The sequence below is a fragment of the Clostridioides sp. ZZV15-6598 genome, assembly GCF_020657705.1.
GTDB lineage: Bacteria > Bacillota > Clostridia > Peptostreptococcales > Peptostreptococcaceae > Clostridioides > Clostridioides difficile_F.
The window spans coordinates 1-21,480 of record NZ_JAGWCS010000006.1 but is presented as its reverse complement, the minus strand read 5'-3'; the positions used below and the strand labels follow the sequence as shown (position 1 = coordinate 21,480).

21 protein-coding genes are annotated in these 21,480 nt (G+C 29.9%); 19 read left to right on the top strand and 2 right to left on the bottom strand.

The features are described 5' to 3' along the window. The first annotated feature begins 281 nt into the window (after positions 1-281). From KGF50_RS01985 to KGF50_RS01965, 5 genes are all read left to right on the top strand, one after another. Complete coding sequence (locus tag KGF50_RS01985) at positions 282-890, top strand: class I SAM-dependent methyltransferase (RefSeq protein WP_227846571.1); 609 nt, start codon at positions 282-284, stop codon at positions 888-890. Positions 891-1,091: 201 nt separating this feature from the next. After that, positions 1,092-2,420 carry an MATE family efflux transporter gene (locus tag KGF50_RS01980; protein WP_227846570.1) on the top strand — a complete coding sequence of 443 codons (1,329 nt, stop codon included), beginning with the start codon at positions 1,092-1,094 and terminating at the stop codon, positions 2,418-2,420. A gap of 164 nt (positions 2,421-2,584) precedes the next feature. Next, entirely contained in the window at positions 2,585-3,172 is a 588-nt protein-coding gene (locus KGF50_RS01975) for a hypothetical protein (RefSeq protein WP_227846569.1), read from the top strand. A 110-nt stretch (positions 3,173-3,282) separates the two neighbouring features. Continuing rightward, positions 3,283-4,035, top strand: a complete 753-nt coding sequence (locus tag KGF50_RS01970; protein ID WP_227846568.1) for a MerR family transcriptional regulator — start codon at positions 3,283-3,285, stop codon at positions 4,033-4,035. Between the two features lie 250 nt (positions 4,036-4,285). Then, a complete protein-coding gene (locus tag KGF50_RS01965) occupies positions 4,286-5,485 on the top strand; it encodes a M28 family metallopeptidase (protein ID WP_227846567.1) in 1,200 nt (399 codons plus the stop codon). A 183-nt stretch (positions 5,486-5,668) separates the two neighbouring features. Here KGF50_RS01965 and KGF50_RS01960 read toward each other — a convergent pair whose 3' ends face one another. Then, on the bottom strand, positions 5,669-7,087 hold the full coding sequence (locus tag KGF50_RS01960) for an MFS transporter (RefSeq protein WP_227846566.1): 1,419 nt from the start codon (positions 7,085-7,087) through the stop codon (positions 5,669-5,671). A 143-nt stretch (positions 7,088-7,230) separates the two neighbouring features. Here KGF50_RS01960 and KGF50_RS01955 point away from each other — a divergent pair, with 143 nt between their 5' ends. From KGF50_RS01955 to KGF50_RS01945, 3 genes are all read left to right on the top strand, one after another. After that, positions 7,231-8,094: an AraC family transcriptional regulator gene (locus KGF50_RS01955; RefSeq protein ID WP_227846565.1), complete on the top strand. Its 864-nt coding sequence runs from the start codon at positions 7,231-7,233 to the stop codon at positions 8,092-8,094. A gap of 298 nt (positions 8,095-8,392) precedes the next feature. Next, the gene (locus KGF50_RS01950; RefSeq protein WP_227846564.1) at positions 8,393-9,511 is read left to right on the top strand and encodes an Rpn family recombination-promoting nuclease/putative transposase; all 1,119 of its coding nucleotides are present in this window, start codon (positions 8,393-8,395) and stop codon (positions 9,509-9,511) included. Between the two features lie 262 nt (positions 9,512-9,773). Continuing rightward, a complete protein-coding gene (locus tag KGF50_RS01945; RefSeq protein WP_227846563.1) occupies positions 9,774-10,079 on the top strand; it encodes a hypothetical protein in 306 nt (101 codons plus the stop codon). 193 nt (positions 10,080-10,272) lie between these two features. Here KGF50_RS01945 and KGF50_RS01940 read toward each other — a convergent pair whose 3' ends face one another. After that, positions 10,273-10,620: a hypothetical protein gene (locus KGF50_RS01940; RefSeq protein ID WP_227846562.1), complete on the bottom strand. Its 348-nt coding sequence runs from the start codon at positions 10,618-10,620 to the stop codon at positions 10,273-10,275. A 444-nt stretch (positions 10,621-11,064) separates the two neighbouring features. Between KGF50_RS01940 and KGF50_RS01935 the strand changes: the two genes are divergently transcribed. From KGF50_RS01935 to KGF50_RS22465, 11 genes are all read left to right on the top strand, one after another. Further along, entirely contained in the window at positions 11,065-12,075 is a 1,011-nt protein-coding gene (locus KGF50_RS01935) for a choline/ethanolamine kinase family protein (RefSeq protein ID WP_227846561.1), read from the top strand. Between the two features lie 87 nt (positions 12,076-12,162). Next, entirely contained in the window at positions 12,163-13,371 is a 1,209-nt protein-coding gene (locus KGF50_RS01930; RefSeq protein ID WP_227846560.1) for an ethanolamine utilization protein EutH, read from the top strand. 53 nt (positions 13,372-13,424) lie between these two features. Further along, positions 13,425-14,384 carry an agmatinase gene (speB, locus tag KGF50_RS01925; protein WP_227846559.1) on the top strand — a complete coding sequence of 320 codons (960 nt, stop codon included), beginning with the start codon at positions 13,425-13,427 and terminating at the stop codon, positions 14,382-14,384. Positions 14,385-14,542: 158 nt separating this feature from the next. Continuing rightward, a complete protein-coding gene (locus KGF50_RS01920) occupies positions 14,543-15,673 on the top strand; it encodes a 1-propanol dehydrogenase PduQ (RefSeq protein WP_227846558.1) in 1,131 nt (376 codons plus the stop codon). Positions 15,674-15,700: 27 nt separating this feature from the next. After that, the gene (eutS, locus tag KGF50_RS01915) at positions 15,701-16,051 is read left to right on the top strand and encodes an ethanolamine utilization microcompartment protein EutS (RefSeq protein ID WP_227828731.1); all 351 of its coding nucleotides are present in this window, start codon (positions 15,701-15,703) and stop codon (positions 16,049-16,051) included. A gap of 1 nt (position 16,052) precedes the next feature. Continuing rightward, a complete protein-coding gene (locus KGF50_RS01910) occupies positions 16,053-16,505 on the top strand; it encodes a EutP/PduV family microcompartment system protein (RefSeq protein ID WP_227846557.1) in 453 nt (150 codons plus the stop codon). Between the two features lie 62 nt (positions 16,506-16,567). After that, a complete protein-coding gene (gene eutA, locus KGF50_RS01905; protein WP_227846556.1) occupies positions 16,568-18,001 on the top strand; it encodes an ethanolamine ammonia-lyase reactivating factor EutA in 1,434 nt (477 codons plus the stop codon). A 16-nt stretch (positions 18,002-18,017) separates the two neighbouring features. Further along, positions 18,018-19,382: an ethanolamine ammonia-lyase subunit EutB gene (locus tag KGF50_RS01900; protein ID WP_227846555.1), complete on the top strand. Its 1,365-nt coding sequence runs from the start codon at positions 18,018-18,020 to the stop codon at positions 19,380-19,382. 12 nt (positions 19,383-19,394) lie between these two features. Beyond that, positions 19,395-20,300, top strand: coding sequence for an ethanolamine ammonia-lyase subunit EutC (eutC, locus tag KGF50_RS01895; protein ID WP_227846554.1), 906 nt, complete (start codon positions 19,395-19,397; stop codon positions 20,298-20,300). 21 nt (positions 20,301-20,321) lie between these two features. Further along, on the top strand, positions 20,322-20,975 hold the full coding sequence (gene eutL / locus KGF50_RS01890; RefSeq protein ID WP_227831324.1) for an ethanolamine utilization microcompartment protein EutL: 654 nt from the start codon (positions 20,322-20,324) through the stop codon (positions 20,973-20,975). 6 nt (positions 20,976-20,981) lie between these two features. Then, on the top strand, positions 20,982-21,480 hold a 499-nt coding region (locus KGF50_RS22465; RefSeq protein ID WP_285894661.1), incomplete at its 3' end, for a BMC domain-containing protein.

The window sequence follows — 21,480 nt, the reverse complement described above, 5'->3', positions numbered from 1 at the left end:
TTATAAAAATTAGAAGAGAGAAAGAAAAAATATTAAAAGGTCAAATTGACCAAAAATATAATATATATAGTATAACTTAAGAATAACATGAATAATAGCGCTTAGATGTAATACACATAATATAACTTAATCATAGTATGCATATTACAAATGAATGTTAATATAACTATAGATAACTTGATATAGTTATATTAACATTCTAAGTGAATGAATATCATTCATTAACATAAAGAACTACCCATGATATACTGTGAACAATACAAGAAAAGTGGAGTTTAGATATGACAAATATAAAAGAAAAATCAAGAAAAACATTTAATAATCAAGCGGATACCTATGACCAAGATATAAAAGGACAACATGCAAGAAATCTTTATCCAGTTTTACTTAAAACACTTTCAGATATTTCATATGATACTATTTTAGATTTAGGATGTGGGACAGGAGCAGTATTACAAGCTATTTTAAATGAAGATTGTAGGAAAAAAGCTTATGGAATTGATATTTCTGAAAATATGCTAGATATAGCAAGAAATAAACTAAAAGAGAATGCTACCTTAGTTTTGGGAGATTCAGAGTATTTGCCATTTGAAAATGAATTTTTTGATGTTGTATATTGTAATGATTCTTTTCATCATTATCCTAAACCTGATAAGGTATTGTCAGAGGTGTGTAGAGTATTAAAGCCAAAAGGAACCCTAATAATTTGTGACTGTTGGCAACCATTTTTATTTAGACATATAATGAATGTTTTCATGAAGTACAGCAAAGATGGAGATGTAAAAATGTACTCAGAAAAAGAAATATGTAAATTGTTAGCTGTAGATTTTAGAAACATTGTATGGAAGAGCGTGAATCATACTTCATATATTGTGACTAGCATAAAATAAGAAAGTATAAAAGAAAAACAGATAAAGAAAAATACATAAAATAAAAAATAAAATATAAAAAAATACATACAAAATAAAATATAGAAAATAAAACATATGATACTTTATAATTTTGTAAATTTTTAACTCAAACCTGTTTAAATTTCAGATATTTTTTAAAATCAATTAATGAATGAAATTCATTCATAAAAAGGAGGACACATGAGTACAAAAATGGATTTTATTACAGAGGACACAAAAAAATGTCTAACAAAGATGTCTTTGCCATTAATAGTAGCTATGTTTTTAAACATGGCATACAATTTAGTAGACAGTATATGGATTGGTAATTTATTGGGAGAGACTGCTATGGCAGCACTTACAACTTCCACGCCAATTATTTTAATTCTAACATCTATAGCTATGGGGGCTACAAATGGTATATCTATTTTACTTTCGCAAGCAATTGGGGCAAAAGAGCATAAAAAAATAGAAAGTTTGATTTCTACTTCATTTTTAGTATCAGTAATATTTTCATTGATTATTACTGGAACTATTGAACTATTGTTACCATCCATCTTAAAAATATTGAATACTCCAGCAGAAACTTACTCTATGGCATATAATTATTTATCTATATATCTACTTGGGTATATTGCAGTATATCTTTACTGTTATTTTACAGCTGTGTTGCGTAGCTTTGGAAATACTATATTTCAAGCAATTGCTATGCTTGTATGTACATTATTAAATGCTATACTTGACCCTATTTTTATAAATATGATTGGATTTAAGGGTGCAGCTATTGCTACTTTGATTTCTCAAAGTACTTGTCTTATTTTTATGTTGATATATTTGTGGCAAAAAAAACTATTTTCTTTTCATCTATCTTTGTTTGATAGAAAAGAAATTTATCCACTTATACAAAAGGCAGTTCCATCAATTGTACAACAGAGTATACCAGCTATAAGTACTAGTTTTTTGACAGCTATTGTGAGTGGGTATGGTGTAACAGCAATTGCAGCTTATGGAATTACTGGAAAGTTAGAGACAATTTTATTCTATCCAGCAATGGCACTTAACATGGTTATAACTACTATTGTTGGTCAGTGTGTAGGAGCAAAACGTTATGATAGAGCAAAGGATTATTTAAAGTGTGCAATGCTATATGGAAGTGGTATATTGATTGTGTTGTCAGTACTTGTTGTTGTCTTTGCTAGACAACTTTCAGATGTGTTTATCAGTAGTGTAGGGGTAGGAAATATTGTTGCCAATTATTTTTTAATTGTAGGTATTGGATATGTGCTAAATACAATCACAAATTGTTTTTTGGGAGCTATTAATGGTTTGGGAAAGCCTTCAAAGAGCATGTTACTTATGGTATTTTACTATATGATTGTAAGGATGCCTTTAGCATATATATTTTCAATTTTAGGATTTGGTCTGGAAGGTATATGGGTAGGCGTTTTAATCAGTCACATAGTTGCAAGTTTAGCAGCATCAGTATCAGCAAATAAGTTGCTTGTATGTTTAGAAAATCAGGGTGCATAGTAAACTTAATACTATTAGCTTGCAAATCAATCAGATTTGATAGAAAATAAAATTATAATTACATTATGCACAATATTTTTTATTACTTAAGTAATTGCAATAATAACTAAAAAGGTAATAGTAGTTTATCTAAGGAGGAAAATATTATGGTAGATTCTAATCAAATGACTTTTCAGGAAGTAGCTAATATTCTTAAAGAATTGGGTATTCATGGCATTACAGATGAAGCAATTAGACATCTTGAAGATACTTGGAACATTATGCCACCAGAAGTATTAGATTCAATGAATAAAACGGCCATGCTTTTAACCATTCTTGGCAGAGGTTCTTACGATTACAATACTGGTATATGGACACCTAAATCTTCTCAAGTATACAGTTTTGATGTAGAAGGACATGATAGGTATACTATATTTTTACAAGGAATTTTGTCTATTAGTAACAATGAATTTGAAATTACACAAATTCTAGAAGATACAAGCCAAGTAGATTACAATCAGGGGACTGGCATGCAGACAATAAGTTTTTACTACAATGGTAATCCGTATATGTGTGAAGTAGAAGTTAATCACGACTGGTTTAATGAAAAAATATTATATTTTATGAATGAAGTTTTTGAAAAAGAAAAAAATCTCAAACAGTTATTTTTCATGGGAGATGGTTATCAGGAGTGTATTGTTTTTTACTGTACAGAAGGCTGGGCTCAGCTTTTTACTAAGAAAACGGGTTGCCCATTGTATAATAAAGAATAATATCAATAGTATTTGTCTTACATATTTTTCAAGTATTTATTTATGCTTGTTAGGGTCTATCATAATATTGTAGATATTTTAGGAGTAGTAAAATTTTTAGGAGGTTTAAATTGAAAAAATACAAACCTATTGAGTTAGCACGAATGTTTACTCTTCATCCAAACAGCATTAGATTTTATGAAGAGATTGGCTATATTTCAAAAGCTAAGCGAAAAGCAAATAATTATCGTGAGTTTGAAGAACATCATGTATTGCAGTTGAAAATTTGTAGATACATATTTGGTTATCAATTTACAAATAGTATTATACGAAATACAGGAAATCTTGTTATCAAATCAGCAGTTAGTAGGGAATTGACAGTTGGAAAACAGTATGCTTTTGACTATATTCATGTAATACAAAATGAAATTAAAATTGCAAAAGAAACAGCTAGTACTCTACACCTTTGGACTAATTTAACACCTAAAGTAGTTAATGATACTGATAAAAACTATACTCGCAATGATATAGCTAATTTACTGGGTACAACCAAAGAATCTGTGCGTAATTGGGAACGAAATGATTTGATTAAATCAAATAAAGTAGGTAGTAAAAATGAAAGATTGTTTGATGACATTGATTTAGAGAGAATACGTATAGTATATATGTTGCGTCAAACAGGATATAGTATATCTGCAATTCATCGTTGTTTATCTGCATACGACAACGGCTACAAAAACTTATTGTTAGACAAGCTCAATAATCCTACTCAAGAAGAGCTATTATCTGCTGGTGATTGTTGGTTATTTGAGTTAGAGAAAACCGAAAATGTTGCTAAAAAAATTCCATCTATATTTGAAGAATTAAATGCTATAGATTATTAAACCTTACAGTTGTACACCACCATTATTTCTGATGTTATTATTAGGATTAAAGGTGGTATTTTTATTGCGAAATTTATTTAAGTGGTATTAACGAAAAGATATTTACTCTTAGTAATTAGTAATAAGAAGAATAAGTATAATAGGAGGATAAATAAGTTTAGCAGTAAAATGAGCTAGATTAATAGTAAAATGGATAAGTTTAGCAGTAAGATGAGTAAGTTTAATAGTATGATAGGGGAGGATTAGTGATATGACTAAAAATATTATTGAAGATAACGAAATACTAAAGCAAATTATAAAAGAGCGTCCAGTTGGGACAGAAAACAATGAGATGATTGTAAATTATCTTGAAAAAGAGTTTTTAACTTCAGAGTATGTAATCAAATCTCTGCCATTTGACTGTATTGTTTGGGAAAATGGTGAATCTAAGTTGAAAATGGGAAATGATGAAATAAGTATATTTGCAAGTCCATTTTCAAAACAATTTTATGGAGACGGAAAAGTAGTTATGATTAAATCCATAAAAGACTTACAGGAAAAAAATCTAAGCGACAAAATCGTTGTCTTGTGTAAAGAAATAGCACAGCGTCAACTACAGCCTAAAGACTTTCCTTTTTACTATCCTGATGAAGATAAAAAAATAATATCGTGTTTAGAAGAGCAAAGTCCAAAGGCGATTATATCTGCTACTGGAAAAAGTCAGATGTGTGGAAGAAGTCCTTTTCCAATGTTTGAAGATGGAAATTTTTCAATACCATCTGCATATGTAAGTGATGATGTCTTATCACAACTCGTTGATTGTGAAAATAAAAATACTGTTGTATCAGTTGCAATAAATTCTCAAAATATAGACTCGAAAAGTAGACAGATAGTGGGGTACAAAAAGGTTCCAAAATCAAAAGGTAAAATTATAGTATGTGCACATATGGATACAAAATATAATACAGTTGGAGCCCTTGATAATGCTACTGGAATTGCTGTTTTAATGAAGGTTATGTATATTTTAAAAAAGGCCTCTGGTGAGTTTGATATAGACTTTGTTCCTTTTAATGGTGAAGAATATTTTGGAGTTGATGGAGAGCTTAAGTATTTAGATTATATAGATAATCAGCAGGATAAAATTAAATTAGTTATAAATATTGATTCACCATGTCATATCAATTCACAGACTGCTATATCATGCTACAATCTAAGTGAAAATATGGAATCTCATGTTGACAGTATGATAATAAAATACGATAGAGTAGTGAAGGGAGATGAGTGGTATGCTGGTGACCACTGTGCATTTGCATTTAGGGGCATTCCTTGTATAGCTGTTACATCTTCTAATCTTTTTACGGGAGCACTTGAGTTTACACATACTCCAAAGGATACATTAGACACTGTTGATTTAACGCTGATAAATCATACTGCTGAGTTTATTTCAGAATTTATTCAAAGATTAGGTTAAAAATCAAAGATTAGGTTAAAAAGGATATGATTAATTAACAAGATGATTCCTGTATGATGTAGGAATCATCTCTGGTATAGGAATCATCTTGTTTAAATTCTAATGTAGGAACTATCTTATTTAAATTCTATTGATAGCTATAATTATAATAATTAGATTAATAAAAGTTTGTTAATTGCTTTTTTACTTTTTTTGTTTAAATATTCTACAAGCTGTCAATATTGCACCAAGCAAACAAATAACTACAAGGATAAGATAAACATTTCTCATTCCATATACAAAAATTTCATCATTATTGCTTACATAATCATAAACTCTATACCCTGCCTTATAACTCATAAAGCTATATAGCAATGTAGTTGAGATAGTAATTCCTATAATTTGTCCTAAATTTCGTACAAGTGAATTAATGCTTCCTACAACTCCAAGCTTACTTTTAGGACAGGTCGACATAATTAAAGCATTATTAGCAGGTTGGAATAATGCCTGTCCTACTGCTATAGTTGAAATAAACATAGCAAAGAAAATAATTATAGAATGTTGTGAAAGTCTGGACATTAGGAAGAATCCTACACTCATAGTAAACAGACCAACTAAAATAATTTTTTCTGACTCGATTTTATCTGAAATACCTCCGAAAATTGGAGAACAAACAGCTAAAATTAGGGGAGATAACATCATAAACATACCTGCTTGAATTGGAGAAAGTTTTAATGTATTTTGTAAATAAAAAGGAATTAAAATACTTGAAGCTGCAATGCAAACAAACGAAGTAAGTGCACAAACTAAATTTAATGAAAACTGCATATTTTTAAAAATTTCAAGGTCGAGTAGTGGCTGTGCTTGCTTCTTTTCTAATACCAAGAATAATACAATAAAAATAAATGATAATAAAATTGATGTTAATATATAGGGATTTGATAATCCTACTTGTTGTGCTGTAATCAGAGAACCAAAAAATAATGTTGTTCCTAAAAACTGAAGTAATGCTCCTGTTTTGTCCATTTTTTCTGGATTTTTTTTGTTTTCTGGAAGGAACTTAATTCCTAAAAGAAAAACAATAATGCCTATGGGAATGTTTATAAAAAAGATTGCACTCCAATTAAATATTGATAGAATAAATCCACCAACAGATGGACCAAGCATATTTCCTATAGCAACAGCAGTAACTAAAATTCCTAGTGCTTTACCTCTACTTTCCCTTGGAAATAATTCTGTAATAATTCCATGATTGTTTGCCATATAAGCTGAAGCACCAACACCTTGAATGAAACGGTAAATAATAAGTGAAGTAAAAGAGTTGCTAATTCCACATAGCATGGATGCAACTGTAAAAATAATAGTTCCTGTTTGAAATACTTTTGATTTTCCTATAATATCTCCAAGTCTACCAAAAAAGAGTAATGTTGAGCATATAACAATCGAATAACTTGCTACTACCCATTCAACAGATGATAAAGATATATCTAATTTACTGGATAGAACAGGCAATGCGACATTTACAATGCTAGAATCTAAAGTTGCCATAAAGGTCATTGCAACAACAACAAGTAAAACTACCATTCTTTTTTTATCTTCACTTTCTGTAAAGTTTTTTGCCATTTTAAGTACCTCCTTATCTTTAATGATTGATAGTATTTTGTTATTTACAATACTAATCACCTTTTATATAATAGCTATATGCATTTAGATAAACAATAACGGTATTGCTTGAAGTTAGCATAATATTGATAAGAGGGATAATAATGAATGATAAGAATATGTATTTTGACAGAAAAGGCAAAGAAAGTTTTATAGATATATTTTTTAAAAATGACATAAAAAACGGAGAAAATTTTAAAAGACACTGGCATGAGCATTTACAAATATATTATTTTGTAGACGGAGAAGCACATCTCGAGTGTGATTCAAAAAAATTTAAAGTAGGAGCTAAAAATTTGGCAATAGTTAATAGTAATGAACTTCACTATTTAGAGAGTCTATCAGATGAATTGAAATTCTATACTATCCGTGTTGAACCTACATTTCTTTTTAGCAATCAAGTTGATTTATTACAGACTAAATATTTTTCTCCATTAGCATTAAATCGTATCTTTTTTGATAATATAATTCAAAATGATACACCTGCTTTAGAGTGTATTAAAAATATACTTAAAGAATATTCTCATAAAGAAATAGGATATGAACTTTCTATTAAAGCATCTATATATCAATTTATCGTATCGTTATTAAGAGGTCATGTGGAAAAAATATTATCGGAAAATGAATTTGAAGAAAGAAAATTTGCCTTAGAAAGATTTGAATGTGTTTTCAATATAATTGAAGAAAAATATACTGAAAAGATTAACTTAAAAGAACTTGCAGATTCTGTGAATTTGAGTATACATCACTTTTGTAGAACATTTAAGCAAATAACAGGAAAAACAACAACTGACTATATCAATGGAGTTAGGCTTAATAAATCTATTTATTATTTAAAACAAACAAATCTAAATGTGACTGAAATAGCAATGAAATGTGGATTTGATAGCATCAATTATTTTAGTAGACTGTTTAAAAAATATTATGATATGTCTCCTACTGAATATAGGAAAGAATGTATAAAATAATCTTACTATAATATGTTGTAGATAATTTTATTATAATATGTTGTAAATAAGCTTTAACATAAAATATTATTAATAGAGTGTCTTATTTGTGATTCTTAAAAATCATGAGTAAGATACTCTATTTTATTTTAAAAAATATAAATATGCACAATAATAAATATAAGAGAAAAATAAAGCTAATTTTAACCAATAAAACCTTAAATTAGATTTGTAAATAATATAAAAAATAGGAGGTAAGGATGTGAAAATCAAGATTAATCAATAAATAATTGATATAATAAAAGAAAGTGGTGTTGGGATGAAATATGGCTTAGAAATTAAAAAAACTGCAAAAGAGTATAGAAGAACCATAGTTGACGAAAAAGATAGAGAATGGACAAGTAAAATAAATGATATATTAAAAAAAGATATTTTTTCTAATGAGGAGCTAGACAAACTTAGAAATCTAATTCCAAAAGAAATATTAACAGATGAAAATGTAGGTCAAGTAATAACAAAAGATGGTTATGCTAAACCTGAATATGATGAAGTATTTAAATCATTATTTACCTTACATAATGACTATGACTTACTATCAAATTTTATAAATGACATTATAAAATATGCTCCGAATGCAAATAAAAACATTAAGCCATTTACACAAATCAAGAAGATAATCAGAGTTGAAACTGACCCAACCATTAATTATATTGGCGAGAAAAGACCTAGATTAGACATTTTAGCTGAGGATGAAGAAAAGAATCATATAAATATTGAAATGCAAAGAGCTTTTGAAGATGACTATGAAGAAAGAGCTGAGTATTACTTAAATCTTGTACATGGAAAGAAACTAGAAGAAGGCAGGAAATATAAAGATATTGGAAAAACTATTGGAATACATATATTAAACCATGTAAAATATAGGCAAATAGACGATTATGTAAATTGTATGAGATTAACTATGGATGGTCATCCAGAGATTTATTTAAAGAAAACAGTGCTGTATTTTGTAGAACTTCCTAAGATTAATAGACATGATAACATAGTAAATAGAATTATATTATGGGGAAAACTTATCAATAATCCTTCTAACTTGGATGTCAGGGTTATAGCTAAGAATGATTCTATTGTTAAGAAGGCATTAGACAGGTTAAAGGAATTAGGTAGTAATGAAGAATATTTATTAAATCTGAAAAGAGGTGCTTACATTATGGATAGAAGCAGAAGTTTTAGAGAAGAAGTTCTAAGAGAGGGAATAGAGATAGGGGAAGAGAGAGGAATAGAGATAGGTAAAGAAATAGGAAAAAGTGAAACAACTTTGCAAATAAATCGTAACTTTGTCATAAAGTTGAAAAACAAAGGATATAATCTAAGTGAAATTTGTGAATTAGTTGATTTGAGCAGGAGTGAAGTTGAAGAAATTTATAATCAAAATTAATAACTAAAAAGTATTGGTTACTTAGTTGTTATTTTTTTCTAATTATATAAGAGGTTGTGAATAGATTTTTATAAAATTATAAAGGTTAGATTAATATTTACATAAAATTTGGGATAATTTTAATATAAAAAATATATTTAAATAGAATGTAAAATTATTTTTGAATAATGCTTCCAAAAACGTCCAATTGCATATATAATGTAATTATAAAAGCAAGATATTTTTATAGTAGTGGTTAATTCTCTAATGAGGAGGGTGTAAAATGGCTAGTATGATTATGGAAGTTGTAGGAGTATTATTTATAGTAATTGGATTAATTTTGACAGTTGTTGAGATAAAAGGAAATTTCCCTTCTTTTTATGGTTTTGGTCAGAATGCTGTGGGTAAAAATGCTATAGGAATTATAGCAGCAGGAGTAGCATTAATTTTCTTTAGAAATGGTATAGACAGTATAGATTCTATAGCTACTTATGGTGTATTTTTAGTGATAGAACTTGTTGTAATCTCTGCATATTTCTTAATAAGAAGAAAGTTTTGTAGAGAAGATAAAAATTTAAGAGTTAATTGATAAAGTTGTCTACTATGAAATTGGAAAATTCAAAAAATAAAAGATTGCTTTTAATGATTTAAAATTCAAGAAACTATATTCTATATGAAACAGAATGTGGTTTCTTTTTTAGTGTAATAAGTTTAATAAGTAAAAATTGAACTGTGATAAATAAGACATTCACCACAATTCAAATCACAATATGCTAATTCTATCAAAACAATACCTCTCCTAAATATTTGTCATGTGGCACTATTAAGCACTTTTCGATAGACTTCCAATAACTATTGTAAAGGTTTTTTTGTGCAATTCCATAATTTTCTTTCGTATCAAACTCCCAATAAAGCATGTACTTAACGCTTTTTACAATGCGAGTAAGTTTGGGAGGAGGAAGCCCCTCTTTAATTTGTTCTAAGTCTATATGATACTCTCTTTTGGTAAATCGAAGCAAAAGTAACCCCTCTTGCTTTTCTAAAAAACTCTTAATTTCAAGCATAAGCGTTTCAAACTCGTTCACCTTTTGTGGCTTGACTTGATAAATACATATTTCAGTAAATGGCATATTAAATTCCCCCTTAACATAGCTCAATTTTATCATAAAGAATGCGACGTAAGTATGTCACATTATTCTATTTATTGTTCTATATTCTATTTGTTTCTCTGAAAATTCAAAACTTTATAATATATTTTAACATATCTTTTCTTATTTTAGATTTTGAATTTTCCTTTATTTATTTAGATGTTCATAGCCCTTCTGCTATTCTAATTCCAAAATCATTATTTTTTGCAAAACTTTCAAAATCAATATTTAGATAACCCATTTTTTATTTCCACAAATAGAGGAAAAACCTAAAGAATATATAAAAAAATCCATTATAACAAAAAATTAAACAAAAATAGTATTGACCTTTGTGTTGCACAAAGATATAGAATTCTAATCAAAGGAAAATGGTTTTTAATAGAAAAAGTTTTAACTAAAAACAAATCATACAAAGGAGAAATTATTATGAAAAATGAAAGTATAAGAGAAAATATGTCAGTATTTGGAGAGGTAATACAACCTTATGAAATTCAAGATTTCCTTAGGCTAATTAATTTAACAAAAACAGCATTTAGCCAAGAACTTAGCAAAATAGAAATAATGCCAGGTGGACTTACAAATAAAAACTTTAAGCTTGAGATTGAAGATGGCACTCAAATAGCAATGCGTGTAGCAGGAGTAGGAACAGCAGGATATATAAATCGTCCAGCAGAAAAGCACAATGCTTCTTTAATGTCATGCCTTGGAATAGCTCCAGAAATATATTACTATGACCCAAAAACAGGTTCACAACTTTGTGAGTTTATAAAATCAGATACAATGCATGCAGAGGATTTTATAAATAATTCAGATGTAGTTATGAGAGCAGCAGAAATTATGAGAAAATACCACGATAGTGGAATGGAGTTTAAAAGTGTATTTAACCCAATAGCTAAGATGAAAGAGTACATACAAATACTTAAAGAAAATGGTTTTGATAAGAGATATGATGGATGGGATATCATAACAGAAAAAGTAGATGTAATAGAAGTTGCTTATCAAAATAACCCACAAAAATTAGTTCCTTGTCACAATGATACACTAGCAGAAAACTTTATGTATGATGGAAAAGTTATGCGTGTAATAGACTGGGAATACGGTGGAACAAATGATAGATTTTACGATATGGCATGTGTGTGCGTAGAAAATCCTCTTCCAAAAGATAAAGAAGAACTTTATGTAAGAACATACTTTGGTGGAGAACCAACAGAAGAGCAAAGAGCAAGATTACTTACAAGTAAGTTTTTAGTTAATGCACATTGGTCTTTATGGTCATTAGTTCAAATAACATATGGTAAAGACCATGACTTCTATTGGGAATATGGAAGAACTCGTGCAGCTGATTGTATAGAATTTATGAAGGATGAAAATTTTGACCATTACTTAGATATAATAAATGACCCTAACTTTACAGAATCTGTAGAACCACTAGCATAAGACGTATTTATTAGTATAAGAAATATTAAATAAAAATTAAGTAATAAAGAGCTGATTAATGTTTTTAGTACATAGGGGGTATACTGTATGGAATTATTAGGAGACTCAGTACTGTATATCATCATGGCTTGTTGTGTAGCTGGAGGTTTAGCAAAGATTTTCAAAGAAGAATCAGAACTAGCTAAATCTTTTGATGAAGGCTTACATACTATGGCAACGATGTTTATACCAATAGTAGGTCTTATGGTATCTGTTCCGTATCTAAAAGTCGGGGTAGAGAAAATATTTGGAAAGTTGTTTAGTATGTTTGGTGCGGACCCAGTGGTAGCTGCTGCTATGATTATGCCACCAGATTGTGGCTCATATGCTTTAGCTATAGAAATTGGGAAAACAAGTGAAATACTAGTGATAGTATTAGCAGTTGGATTTATGTGTGCATCCACAGTGGCATTTAATATTCCAATAGGGCTTTCAATTTTAGATAAAAAAGATTACAAGTACTTAGCTTTAGGAGCTATGTCTGGATTTTTATCAGTACCTTTTGGAGTATTCACATCATATATGGTTGCACTACTTACAAATCCTACAATACGTACGACACTTTCTACAGTAGGAACTTCTGATTATGCATTAAATTTAAGTATGCTAATGATTTTCCAAAATCTAATTCCTATTGTTGTGGTGTGTGTGTTGCTTGCATTAGGTCTAAAGTTGTTCCCTAATGGAATGATAAAAGGATTCATGTATTTTGGAAAAGGTCTTACAAGCATATTAATAATAGTCGTAGTATCATCTATTGTTGAACACTATACAGGTATTTTTACTAAAGTATTTGGAAGTTGGGGATTTGACCCGATGTTTGCAGATGAGAAAGAGATGTTTAGGTCTATTGAGCTTCTAGGAAGTATTGCAATGATGCTTTGTGGAGCATTTCCAATGGTTTACCTTATACGTAAGTATTTTAAAAAGCCTCTGGAAAAGCTTGGTTCAGTAGCTGGATTAGATAGTGCAGGGAGTGCTGGATTAGTTGCATGTATGGCAAATGGTATCGCAATTTTTGGATTAGTTAAAGATATGAAACCAACAAGCAAAGTAATATCTATGTCGTTTTTAGTTTGTGCAGGATATTCTTTAGGAGATTTTATAGCTTTTAATGTCAATTTCCAACCAAACTTGGTTATTGCAATACTTGTTGGTCAAATAGTAGGTGGAGTAATAGGTATAATATTTGCAAAGTTAATTGCAGTTCCATACGTTCTTAAGATGGAAAAAGAAGATGGTGTAGTTGAAGCTTAGTGCAAAAATGATAAAAAAATAACAAAAAACAATAAAAATTAGGGGGAGTAGTTATGATTAAATATAAAACAATAAATTCTTTAAAATCACCTAGATTTTCAGGAATTAAAACATTCATGAGATTACAAAATGTAGTTACAACAGAAGATGTGGATTTTGCTGTTGTTGGTATACCATTTGATTCATGTGCTACATTTAGAGTTGGTTCTAGATTTGGTCCATCATCAATAAGAGAAATGTCAGTTCTTGGTTGTAAACCATATAATCCAGTTCTTGATGTTGGTATATTTGACTATTGTTCTGGGGTAGACTATGGTGATTTAGGTTCTGTGCCAGGATATGTAGAAGATACATTTGATGTAATTACAGAGGGGATGTTACCTATCTTTGAAAATGGTGTAGTTCCAATAGCTATGGGAGGAGACCATAGTGTAACATTACCAGAATTAAGAGCTTGTCATAAGGTTCATGGACCAGTTGCTTTAATACACTTTGACTCTCATTATGATACAATAGCAGAATATTTTGGAAAGCCTTATAGCCATGGAACACCTTTCTACCATGCTGCTAAAGAAAACCTTGTTGATACATCTAAATCAATTCAAGTTGGAATAAGAGAAGGTTATTATGGTGAAGAAGATAAGTACCATTCAACTGATTTAGGATATGAAGTTTTAAAAGCTGTTGAATGTCATAAGATGACTACAGAAGAAATAATAGAAAAAATTAAACAACGTGTTGGTGATTCAAAAGCATTCCTTACATTTGATATAGATTTTGTTGACCCAGCATATGCACCAGGAACAGGAACTCCTGTTATAGGTGGATTCTCATCTGCTCAAACATTAGAAATCATAAGAGGATTAAAGGAGTTAAATATAGTAGGCTATGACCTTGTTGAAGTTGCACCACAATATGATGCTGGAGATGTTACTTCACTTACAGCTGCAGGTATAATGTATGAATTTATATCTCATATAGCTTATAAGAAAAAGCATAACATAAAGTATTAATATACAAGATTCTTGACTTTACTAAAATCCGATATTTACTGAAGTAATGTCATAACGAAATATTGAAAGCTTAATAAAAGCTCCATAGGTTGTTCTGTGGAGCTTTTGCTTAACAACTATTTAATTTTAAATAAGTTTTTATAAAAGAGGAGATTAGATTGAATAATTTTGAAATAAAAACCAAAGTAAAATTTGGAGTAGGTTCTTTAGAATACTTACAAGAGATAAAAGATAAAAAAGTATTGATTATAACAGACCCTTTTATGGTTAAATCAAAAACCATAGATAGAATCTTAGTAAATTTAAAACACAGTACATATGAAGTGTTTAGTGATATAGTACCAGACCCACCTATAGATACAATAGTACAAGGCATCGAAGTATTAAAAAATATAAAGCCAGATACAGTAATAGCTTTAGGTGGAGGTTCTGCAATAGATGCAGCTAAAGCTATAAAGGACTTTTCAAAGCAAATTTTAAAAACTAATGAAATCGAATTTATTGCTATACCAACAACAAGTGGAACTGGCTCAGAAGTAACATCATTTTCTGTAATAACAGATAAGCAAAAAGGTGCAAAGTATCCTCTAGTGTCAGATGAATTAATTCCAGACATAGCAATACTAGACCCAGAGTTGGTTAAAACAGTGCCAGATTTTATAACAGCAGATACTGGGATGGATGTTTTGACACACGCATTAGAAGCATATGTATCAGTAAATGCTAATGATTTTTCTGATGCACTTGCTGAAAAGGCAATAAAACTAGTATTTGAATATTTATTGAAAGCATATAAGGATGGAAATGATTTAGAGGCTAGAGAAAAAATGCATAATGCATCTTGTATAGCTGGAATGGCATTTAATCAAGCATCATTAGGAATAAATCACTCAATAGCACATGTTCTAGGTGGAAAGTTTCATATACCACATGGAAGAGCAAATGCAATATTATTGCCACATGTAATAGAATATAATGCTAATATCACAGGATATTCAAATACAGACTACTCATTATCAGCAAAAAAATATGCACAAATATCAAAGTTAATAGGTCTTAGTAGCTCAAATACAAGAAGTGGTGTGAAGAGTTTAATTAATGAAATAAAAAAACTACAAAAAGAATTAAACATGCCAATTAAATTGAGAGAATGCAATGTAAATTTGGAAGAACTAAGTAATTTACAGAGTGAAATAGCAGTTTTGGCTATTCAAGATGGATGTACTAGTGCAAATCCTAAAGTTCCCATAGAAGAAGACATAATAGAAATACTAAATAAAATTAAGTAAAAATGTGATAAAAATTAGGGGGCAAAATTGAGCGAAGAAACTAAACAAAGAATTATACAAGAATATGTTCCAGGAAAGCAAGTAACACTTGCTCATATAATAGCTAATCCAAATGAGGATATATACAAAAAGTTAGGATTAATACTAGATAGAAAAGATGCAATCGGTATTCTTACAATAACGCCGAGTGAAGCTTCAATAATAGCAGCAGATGTGGCAACTAAATCATCAGATATATCGCTTGGATTTATAGATAGATTTAGTGGGTCTTTAGTAATATCTGGAGATGTAAGTTCTGTAGAATCTGCATTAAATGAAGTATTAGAAGTGTTAGGTGAGATGTTGAATTTTTCATCAACTAAGATAACGAGGACATAAAATGAAAAATATAATTTTTATGGGAAAAACAAGTAGTGGAAAGACTACTCTTTGCCAAAAACTAGATGAGCTAGAGATTCAATATAAGAAAACACAGTCAATAGAAATTTATAAAAATGCAATAGATACCCCAGGTGAATATATGGAAAATAGAGCATTGTATAATGCTTTAATAACTACAGCTGTAGATGCTAAAGTAGTGGCTATAGTTTATGATGCAACTCAAGAAGAAAATTATATGGCACCAGGCTTTGCAAGTATATTTTGTAAAGAAACTATAGGCATTATGACTAAGATAAATAAATTAGATAAAAATCAAATAGATTTAGGAATAGAAAGATTAACATTAGCAGGAGTCAATAAAATATTTAAAGTAGACACAATAGATGATGTAGGTATAGATGAATTATTCGAATATTTAAATGAGATAAGGTCATTGGAAGAAAAATATTGATAGTCTATAGAACAATCTAACTTCTTTGTTTAAGAAATGCTTTTAAATTATGAGGTGAGAAAATGAGAGAAGAGTTATTAAGTGTTGGGATAGATATTGGGACAAGTACTACTCAACTAATATTTTCTAAATTGATAGTTGAAAACACTGCATCTAGTTTTTCAGTACCTAGGATAAGTATAATAGACAAAGAAATCGTATATAAGAGTGAAATATACTTTACACCTCTTATCTCCAACAATGAGATAAATGGAAATGAAATAAAAAACATAGTTGATAGTGAATATAAAAAAGCCAATATATCTAAAGAAGACATACATACAGGTGCAGTTATTATAACTGGAGAAACTGCAAGAAAAGAAAATGCAAATTATGTACTTCATAATTTAAGTGGATTTGCAGGAGATTTTGTGGTGGCAACAGCAGGGCCAGATTTAGAAAGTATCATATCTGGCAAAGGAGCAGGGGCTCATATTTATTCTAAAAATCATTCAACTAATGTTGTAAATCTAGATATAGGTGGCGGAACTAGTAATTTAGCTTTATTTAAAAGAGGTGAAGTCTTAGATACTGGCTGTCTAGATATAGGTGGTAGACTTATAAAAATAGATAAGCATAGCAAAAAAATAACTTATATATCACCTAAAATAGAAAAAATTATAGAAGATTATAATTTAGGACTTCAAATAGGAACTATAGCAACTATAGAAAATACAAAGCCAATAATAGATATAATGGTCGATTTAATATTACAAAGTATAGGAATAAAAAAGAAAACAAGTCTATTTGAGTTTATAGTAACTAATAAATCTATAAATTTAAATGAAAAGATAGAGAATATATCTTTTTCTGGTGGGGTTGCTGATTACATTTACCATGATAAAAAAATAGATGAATATTTTAAATATGGAGACTTGGGTATTTTATTAGGTCAAGCGATAAAAAATTGTGAGGAACTAAAACAAATAAATGTAATAACTCCATTAGAAACTATTAGAGCCACAGTAGTGGGTGCTGGTTCTCATACGACTGAAGTAAGTGGAAGTACTATAACTTATACAAGTGAAGATTTTCCACTTAAAAATCTACCTGTTTTAAAACTATCAAGAGAAGAAGAAACTAGCAATGAAAAGGCATTAAGTGAAAGTATAAAAAATAAGTTAAATTGGTTTAAGTTAGAAAACGACTTACAAAAAATTGTTATAGCTATAGAAGGAAGCAAAAATCCAAGTTTTTTAGAAATACAAGAGTATGCACGTGGATTAGTAAGTGGTATGAAAGAAATTATAGAAAATGACTTGCCATTTGTAGTAATTATAGAAAATGACATGGCAAAAGTATTAGGACAATCTATTTGTGCAGTTTTAGACTACAAGAAAGATATTATTTGTATAGATAGTATTAAGGTTGAAAATGGAGACTACATAGATATTGGAAAGCCAATAGCTGAAGGTAAAGTGTTGCCTGTAGTAATAAAGACACTAGTTTTTAATTAAAAAAGGGGGTAAGGAGATGATTTTAAAGACAAAATTATTTGGGCGTACTTATCAGTTCAAAGGGCTATATGATGTAATGGCAAAAGCAAATGAAGAAAAGTCTGGTGATAAGTTAGCTGGTCTTGCAGCTCAAAGTGCCGAAGAGAGAGTTGCAGCAAAAGTAGTTTTATCTCATATAAAATTAGAGGACATAAGAAACAATCCCGCAGTTCCTTATGATGAAGATGAAGTCACAAGAATAATTCAAGATGGAGTAAATGAAAAAGTTTATAGTGAAATAAAAGACTGGACTGTTTCAGAACTTAGAGAGTGGCTATTAGATAGTGAAACAAGTAGTTTAGATATAAAAAGAATATCAAGAGGATTAACTTCAGAAATGACAGCAGCAGTTGCAAAGCTAATGTCAAATATGGATTTAGTTTATGCAGCCAAAAAAATTAAAGTTACAGCTCATTGTAATACAACAATAGGTGAAGAAGGTACTTTATCAGCTAGACTTCAACCAAACCATCCGACAGATGACCCAGATGGGATACTTGCATCACTTCTGGAAGGATTAACTTTTGGAATAGGTGATGCAGTACTTGGATTAAACCCAGTTGATGATTCAGTTGAAAGTGTAACTAAAGTATTAAAGAGATTTGAGGAAGTAAAACAAAAATATAAAATACCTACTCAAACTTGTGTGTTAGCTCATGTTACAACACAAATGGAAGCTATAAGAAATGGAGCTCCAACAGATTTAATATTCCAATCAATAGCTGGTTCTGAAAAAGGAAATGAAGCTTTTGGATTTAATTCAGCAACTATTGAAGAAGCAAGAAATTTAGCTTTAAAGCATGGAACAGCGACTGGTCCAAATGTAATGTATTTTGAAACAGGTCAAGGTTCGGAACTTTCTTCAGAAGCACATCATGGAATAGACCAAGTTACTATGGAGGCTAGATGTTATGGATTTGCTAAAAAGTTTGAGCCATTTTTAGTAAACACAGTAGTTGGATTTATAGGACCAGAATATCTATATGATGCAAAGGAAGTAATGAGGGCAGGACTAGAAGACCACTTTATGGGTAAATTACATGGATTACCAATGGGTGTTGATGTTTGCTATACAAACCATATGAAAGCAGACCAAAATGATATGGAAAATTTAGCAATATTATTAACTACAGCTGGATGTACATATTTTATGGGAATACCTCATGGAGATGATGTAATGCTTAACTACCAAACTACAGGATACCACGAGACAGCATCACTTAGAGAAATGTTTGGACTTACAGGAATAAAAGAATTTGATGCTTGGATGGAACAAATGGGCTTCTCTAAAGGTGGTAAATTAACAGAAAAAGCTGGAGATGCATCAATATTATTAGGGTAGGAGGTCTTAAGTATGAATGAAAAAGATTTAAAAGCATTAGTAGAGCAGTTAGTAAATCAAATGGCTGGTCAAATAGATTCTAGTGTTGATTCTAGTGTTATAAATGAAGTTGTTGAAAATGCAGTAGATAAAGTAAATAAAAGTACAGTAGACGATGATGCTTGTATAGAAGATATAACGGAAATAGATTTGAAAAAGCAATTATTAGTAAAAAATCCTAAGGATGCAGAAGCATATTTAGATATGAAATCTAAAACTCCTGCAAGAATAGGTATAGGTAGATGTGGAGCTAGATATAAAACAGAAACAGTTTTAAGATTTAGAGCAGACCATGCTGCTGCACAAGATGCTGTTTTCTCTTATGTAGATGAGGATTTTGTGGAAAATAGCAACTTAATAAAAATAGAAACTTTATGTAAGGATAAAGATGAATTTTTAACTAGACCAGACCTTGGAAGAAAATTTTCAAGTGAAACTATAGATTTTATAAAAACACAAATAGGTATAAATCAAAAGGTATTAATAATGGCAGGTGATGGACTAAGTTCAGCTGCTATAGAAGCGAACTCAAATGACTGTATTATGGCTATAAAGCAAGGTTTAAAGATGTATGGAATTGAAGTGGGAGATGTTGTATTTGTTAAACATTGTAGAGTTGGGGCTATGGACCATTTAGGTGAAGAGTTAGGCTGTGAAGTTGTATGTGTGTTAATTGGAGAAAGACCAGGTCTTGTTACTGCAGAATCTATGTCAGCATATCTTACATATAAGCCTAGAGTTGGTATAGCAGAAGCTAAGAGAACAGTGGTATCAAACATCCATAAAGGTGGAACTACTGCTGTTGAAGCAGGTGCACATATAGCTGAACTTATAAAAACAATTTTAGATAAGAAAGCTTCTGGAATTGATTTAAAATAATAACTTAAAGGAGTACAAGTTATGAAAAATGATGTAATTCGTCCTAAAATACTGGGAATTAAAATGATTTCAAACATAAGTCCAGAAATGGCACAAAAGCTAGAATTAAATTCTGACCATAAAAGTTTAGGGTTTATAACTGCTGATTGTGATGATGTGACATATACTGCCCTTGATGAAGCAACTAAAGCTTCAGAAGTTGATGTTGTATATGCAAAGTCAATGTATGCAGGTGCTACAAATGCTTCAACAAAACTTGCTGGTGAGGTATTAGGTATAATAGCAGGACCAAGCCCAGCTGAAGTAAGAAGTGGATTAAATGCAGTAGTTGATTTTATGGAATACGGAGCAACTTTTATAAGTGCAAATGATGATGATTCAATAGTATATTATGCTCACTGTGTATCTAGAACAGGAACATATCTTTCTAAAGTGGCAGGAATCAAAGAAGGAGAAGCCATAGCTTATTTAGTAGCACCACCTTTAGAAGCTATGTATGCACTAGATGCAGCATTAAAAGCAGCAGATGTAAGTCTATGTGAATTATTTGCACCTCCAACTGAAACAAACTTTGGTGGAGCATTGCTTACAGGTTCTCAATCAGCTTGTAAAGCAGCTTGTGATGCTTTTGCTGAAGCTGTTAAATCTGTAGCTGATGACCCAACAAGGTTTTAAAGATAAATGAATGCTGTAGGTTTAATAGAAGTAATAGGATATGTTGCTGCAATAGAGGCATGTGATGCATGTGTAAAGTCTGCTAGTGTAAATATACTTAGTATTGACAAAGTAGGAGCGGGAATAGTTACATTAACGATAGTTGGAGATGTGGGAGCAGTTAAATCAGCTATAGAAGCTGGAGAAGTAGCTGCGAATAAAGTTGGAGTATTAAGAGCAACTCATGTAATACCAAGGATAAATAAAGAAGTAGCTGATAATTTATTGAAAAAAGAAGAAAGAGCTACTCAAAAATATAATAAAGTTAGCGAAATACAGATTGAAGAAAATGAAAATACAGATGTAGAAACTTTAAGAGAAGATGAAAGTAGAAATGTAGAAATTTTAGAAGAAGATATAGAAGTTGAAGAAAACGAAAGTATAAATGTAAAAACTTTAAAAAAAGATATAGAAGTTGAAGAAAACAAAGATACAAATACAGAAACATTAAAAGAAGATATAAAAG

Excerpts from the sequence above, each read along its gene's own strand:
- KGF50_RS01950 (WP_227846564.1), top strand. The coding sequence starts at position 8,393 with ATGAAATATGGCTTAGAAATTAAAAAAACTGCAAAAGAGTATAGAAGA.
- KGF50_RS01940 (WP_227846562.1), bottom strand. The coding sequence starts at position 10,620 with ATGCCATTTACTGAAATATGTATTTATCAAGTCAAGCCACAAAAGGTG.
- speB (WP_227846559.1), top strand. The coding sequence starts at position 13,425 with ATGATTAAATATAAAACAATAAATTCTTTAAAATCACCTAGATTTTCA.
- KGF50_RS01975 (WP_227846569.1), top strand. The coding sequence starts at position 2,585 with ATGACTTTTCAGGAAGTAGCTAATATTCTTAAAGAATTGGGTATTCAT.
- KGF50_RS01960 (WP_227846566.1), bottom strand. The coding sequence starts at position 7,087 with ATGGCAAAAAACTTTACAGAAAGTGAAGATAAAAAAAGAATGGTAGTT.
- KGF50_RS01980 (WP_227846570.1), top strand. The coding sequence starts at position 1,092 with ATGAGTACAAAAATGGATTTTATTACAGAGGACACAAAAAAATGTCTA.
- KGF50_RS01910 (WP_227846557.1), top strand. The coding sequence starts at position 16,053 with ATGAAAAATATAATTTTTATGGGAAAAACAAGTAGTGGAAAGACTACT.
- KGF50_RS01985 (WP_227846571.1), top strand. The coding sequence starts at position 282 with ATGACAAATATAAAAGAAAAATCAAGAAAAACATTTAATAATCAAGCG.
- KGF50_RS01930 (WP_227846560.1), top strand. The coding sequence starts at position 12,163 with ATGGAATTATTAGGAGACTCAGTACTGTATATCATCATGGCTTGTTGT.
- eutC (WP_227846554.1), top strand. The coding sequence starts at position 19,395 with ATGAATGAAAAAGATTTAAAAGCATTAGTAGAGCAGTTAGTAAATCAA.
- KGF50_RS01935 (WP_227846561.1), top strand. The coding sequence starts at position 11,065 with ATGAAAAATGAAAGTATAAGAGAAAATATGTCAGTATTTGGAGAGGTA.
- KGF50_RS01955 (WP_227846565.1), top strand. The coding sequence starts at position 7,231 with ATGAATGATAAGAATATGTATTTTGACAGAAAAGGCAAAGAAAGTTTT.
- eutL (WP_227831324.1), top strand. The coding sequence starts at position 20,322 with ATGAAAAATGATGTAATTCGTCCTAAAATACTGGGAATTAAAATGATT.
- KGF50_RS01965 (WP_227846567.1), top strand. The coding sequence starts at position 4,286 with ATGACTAAAAATATTATTGAAGATAACGAAATACTAAAGCAAATTATA.
- KGF50_RS01945 (WP_227846563.1), top strand. The coding sequence starts at position 9,774 with ATGGCTAGTATGATTATGGAAGTTGTAGGAGTATTATTTATAGTAATT.
- KGF50_RS01900 (WP_227846555.1), top strand. The coding sequence starts at position 18,018 with ATGATTTTAAAGACAAAATTATTTGGGCGTACTTATCAGTTCAAAGGG.
- eutA (WP_227846556.1), top strand. The coding sequence starts at position 16,568 with ATGAGAGAAGAGTTATTAAGTGTTGGGATAGATATTGGGACAAGTACT.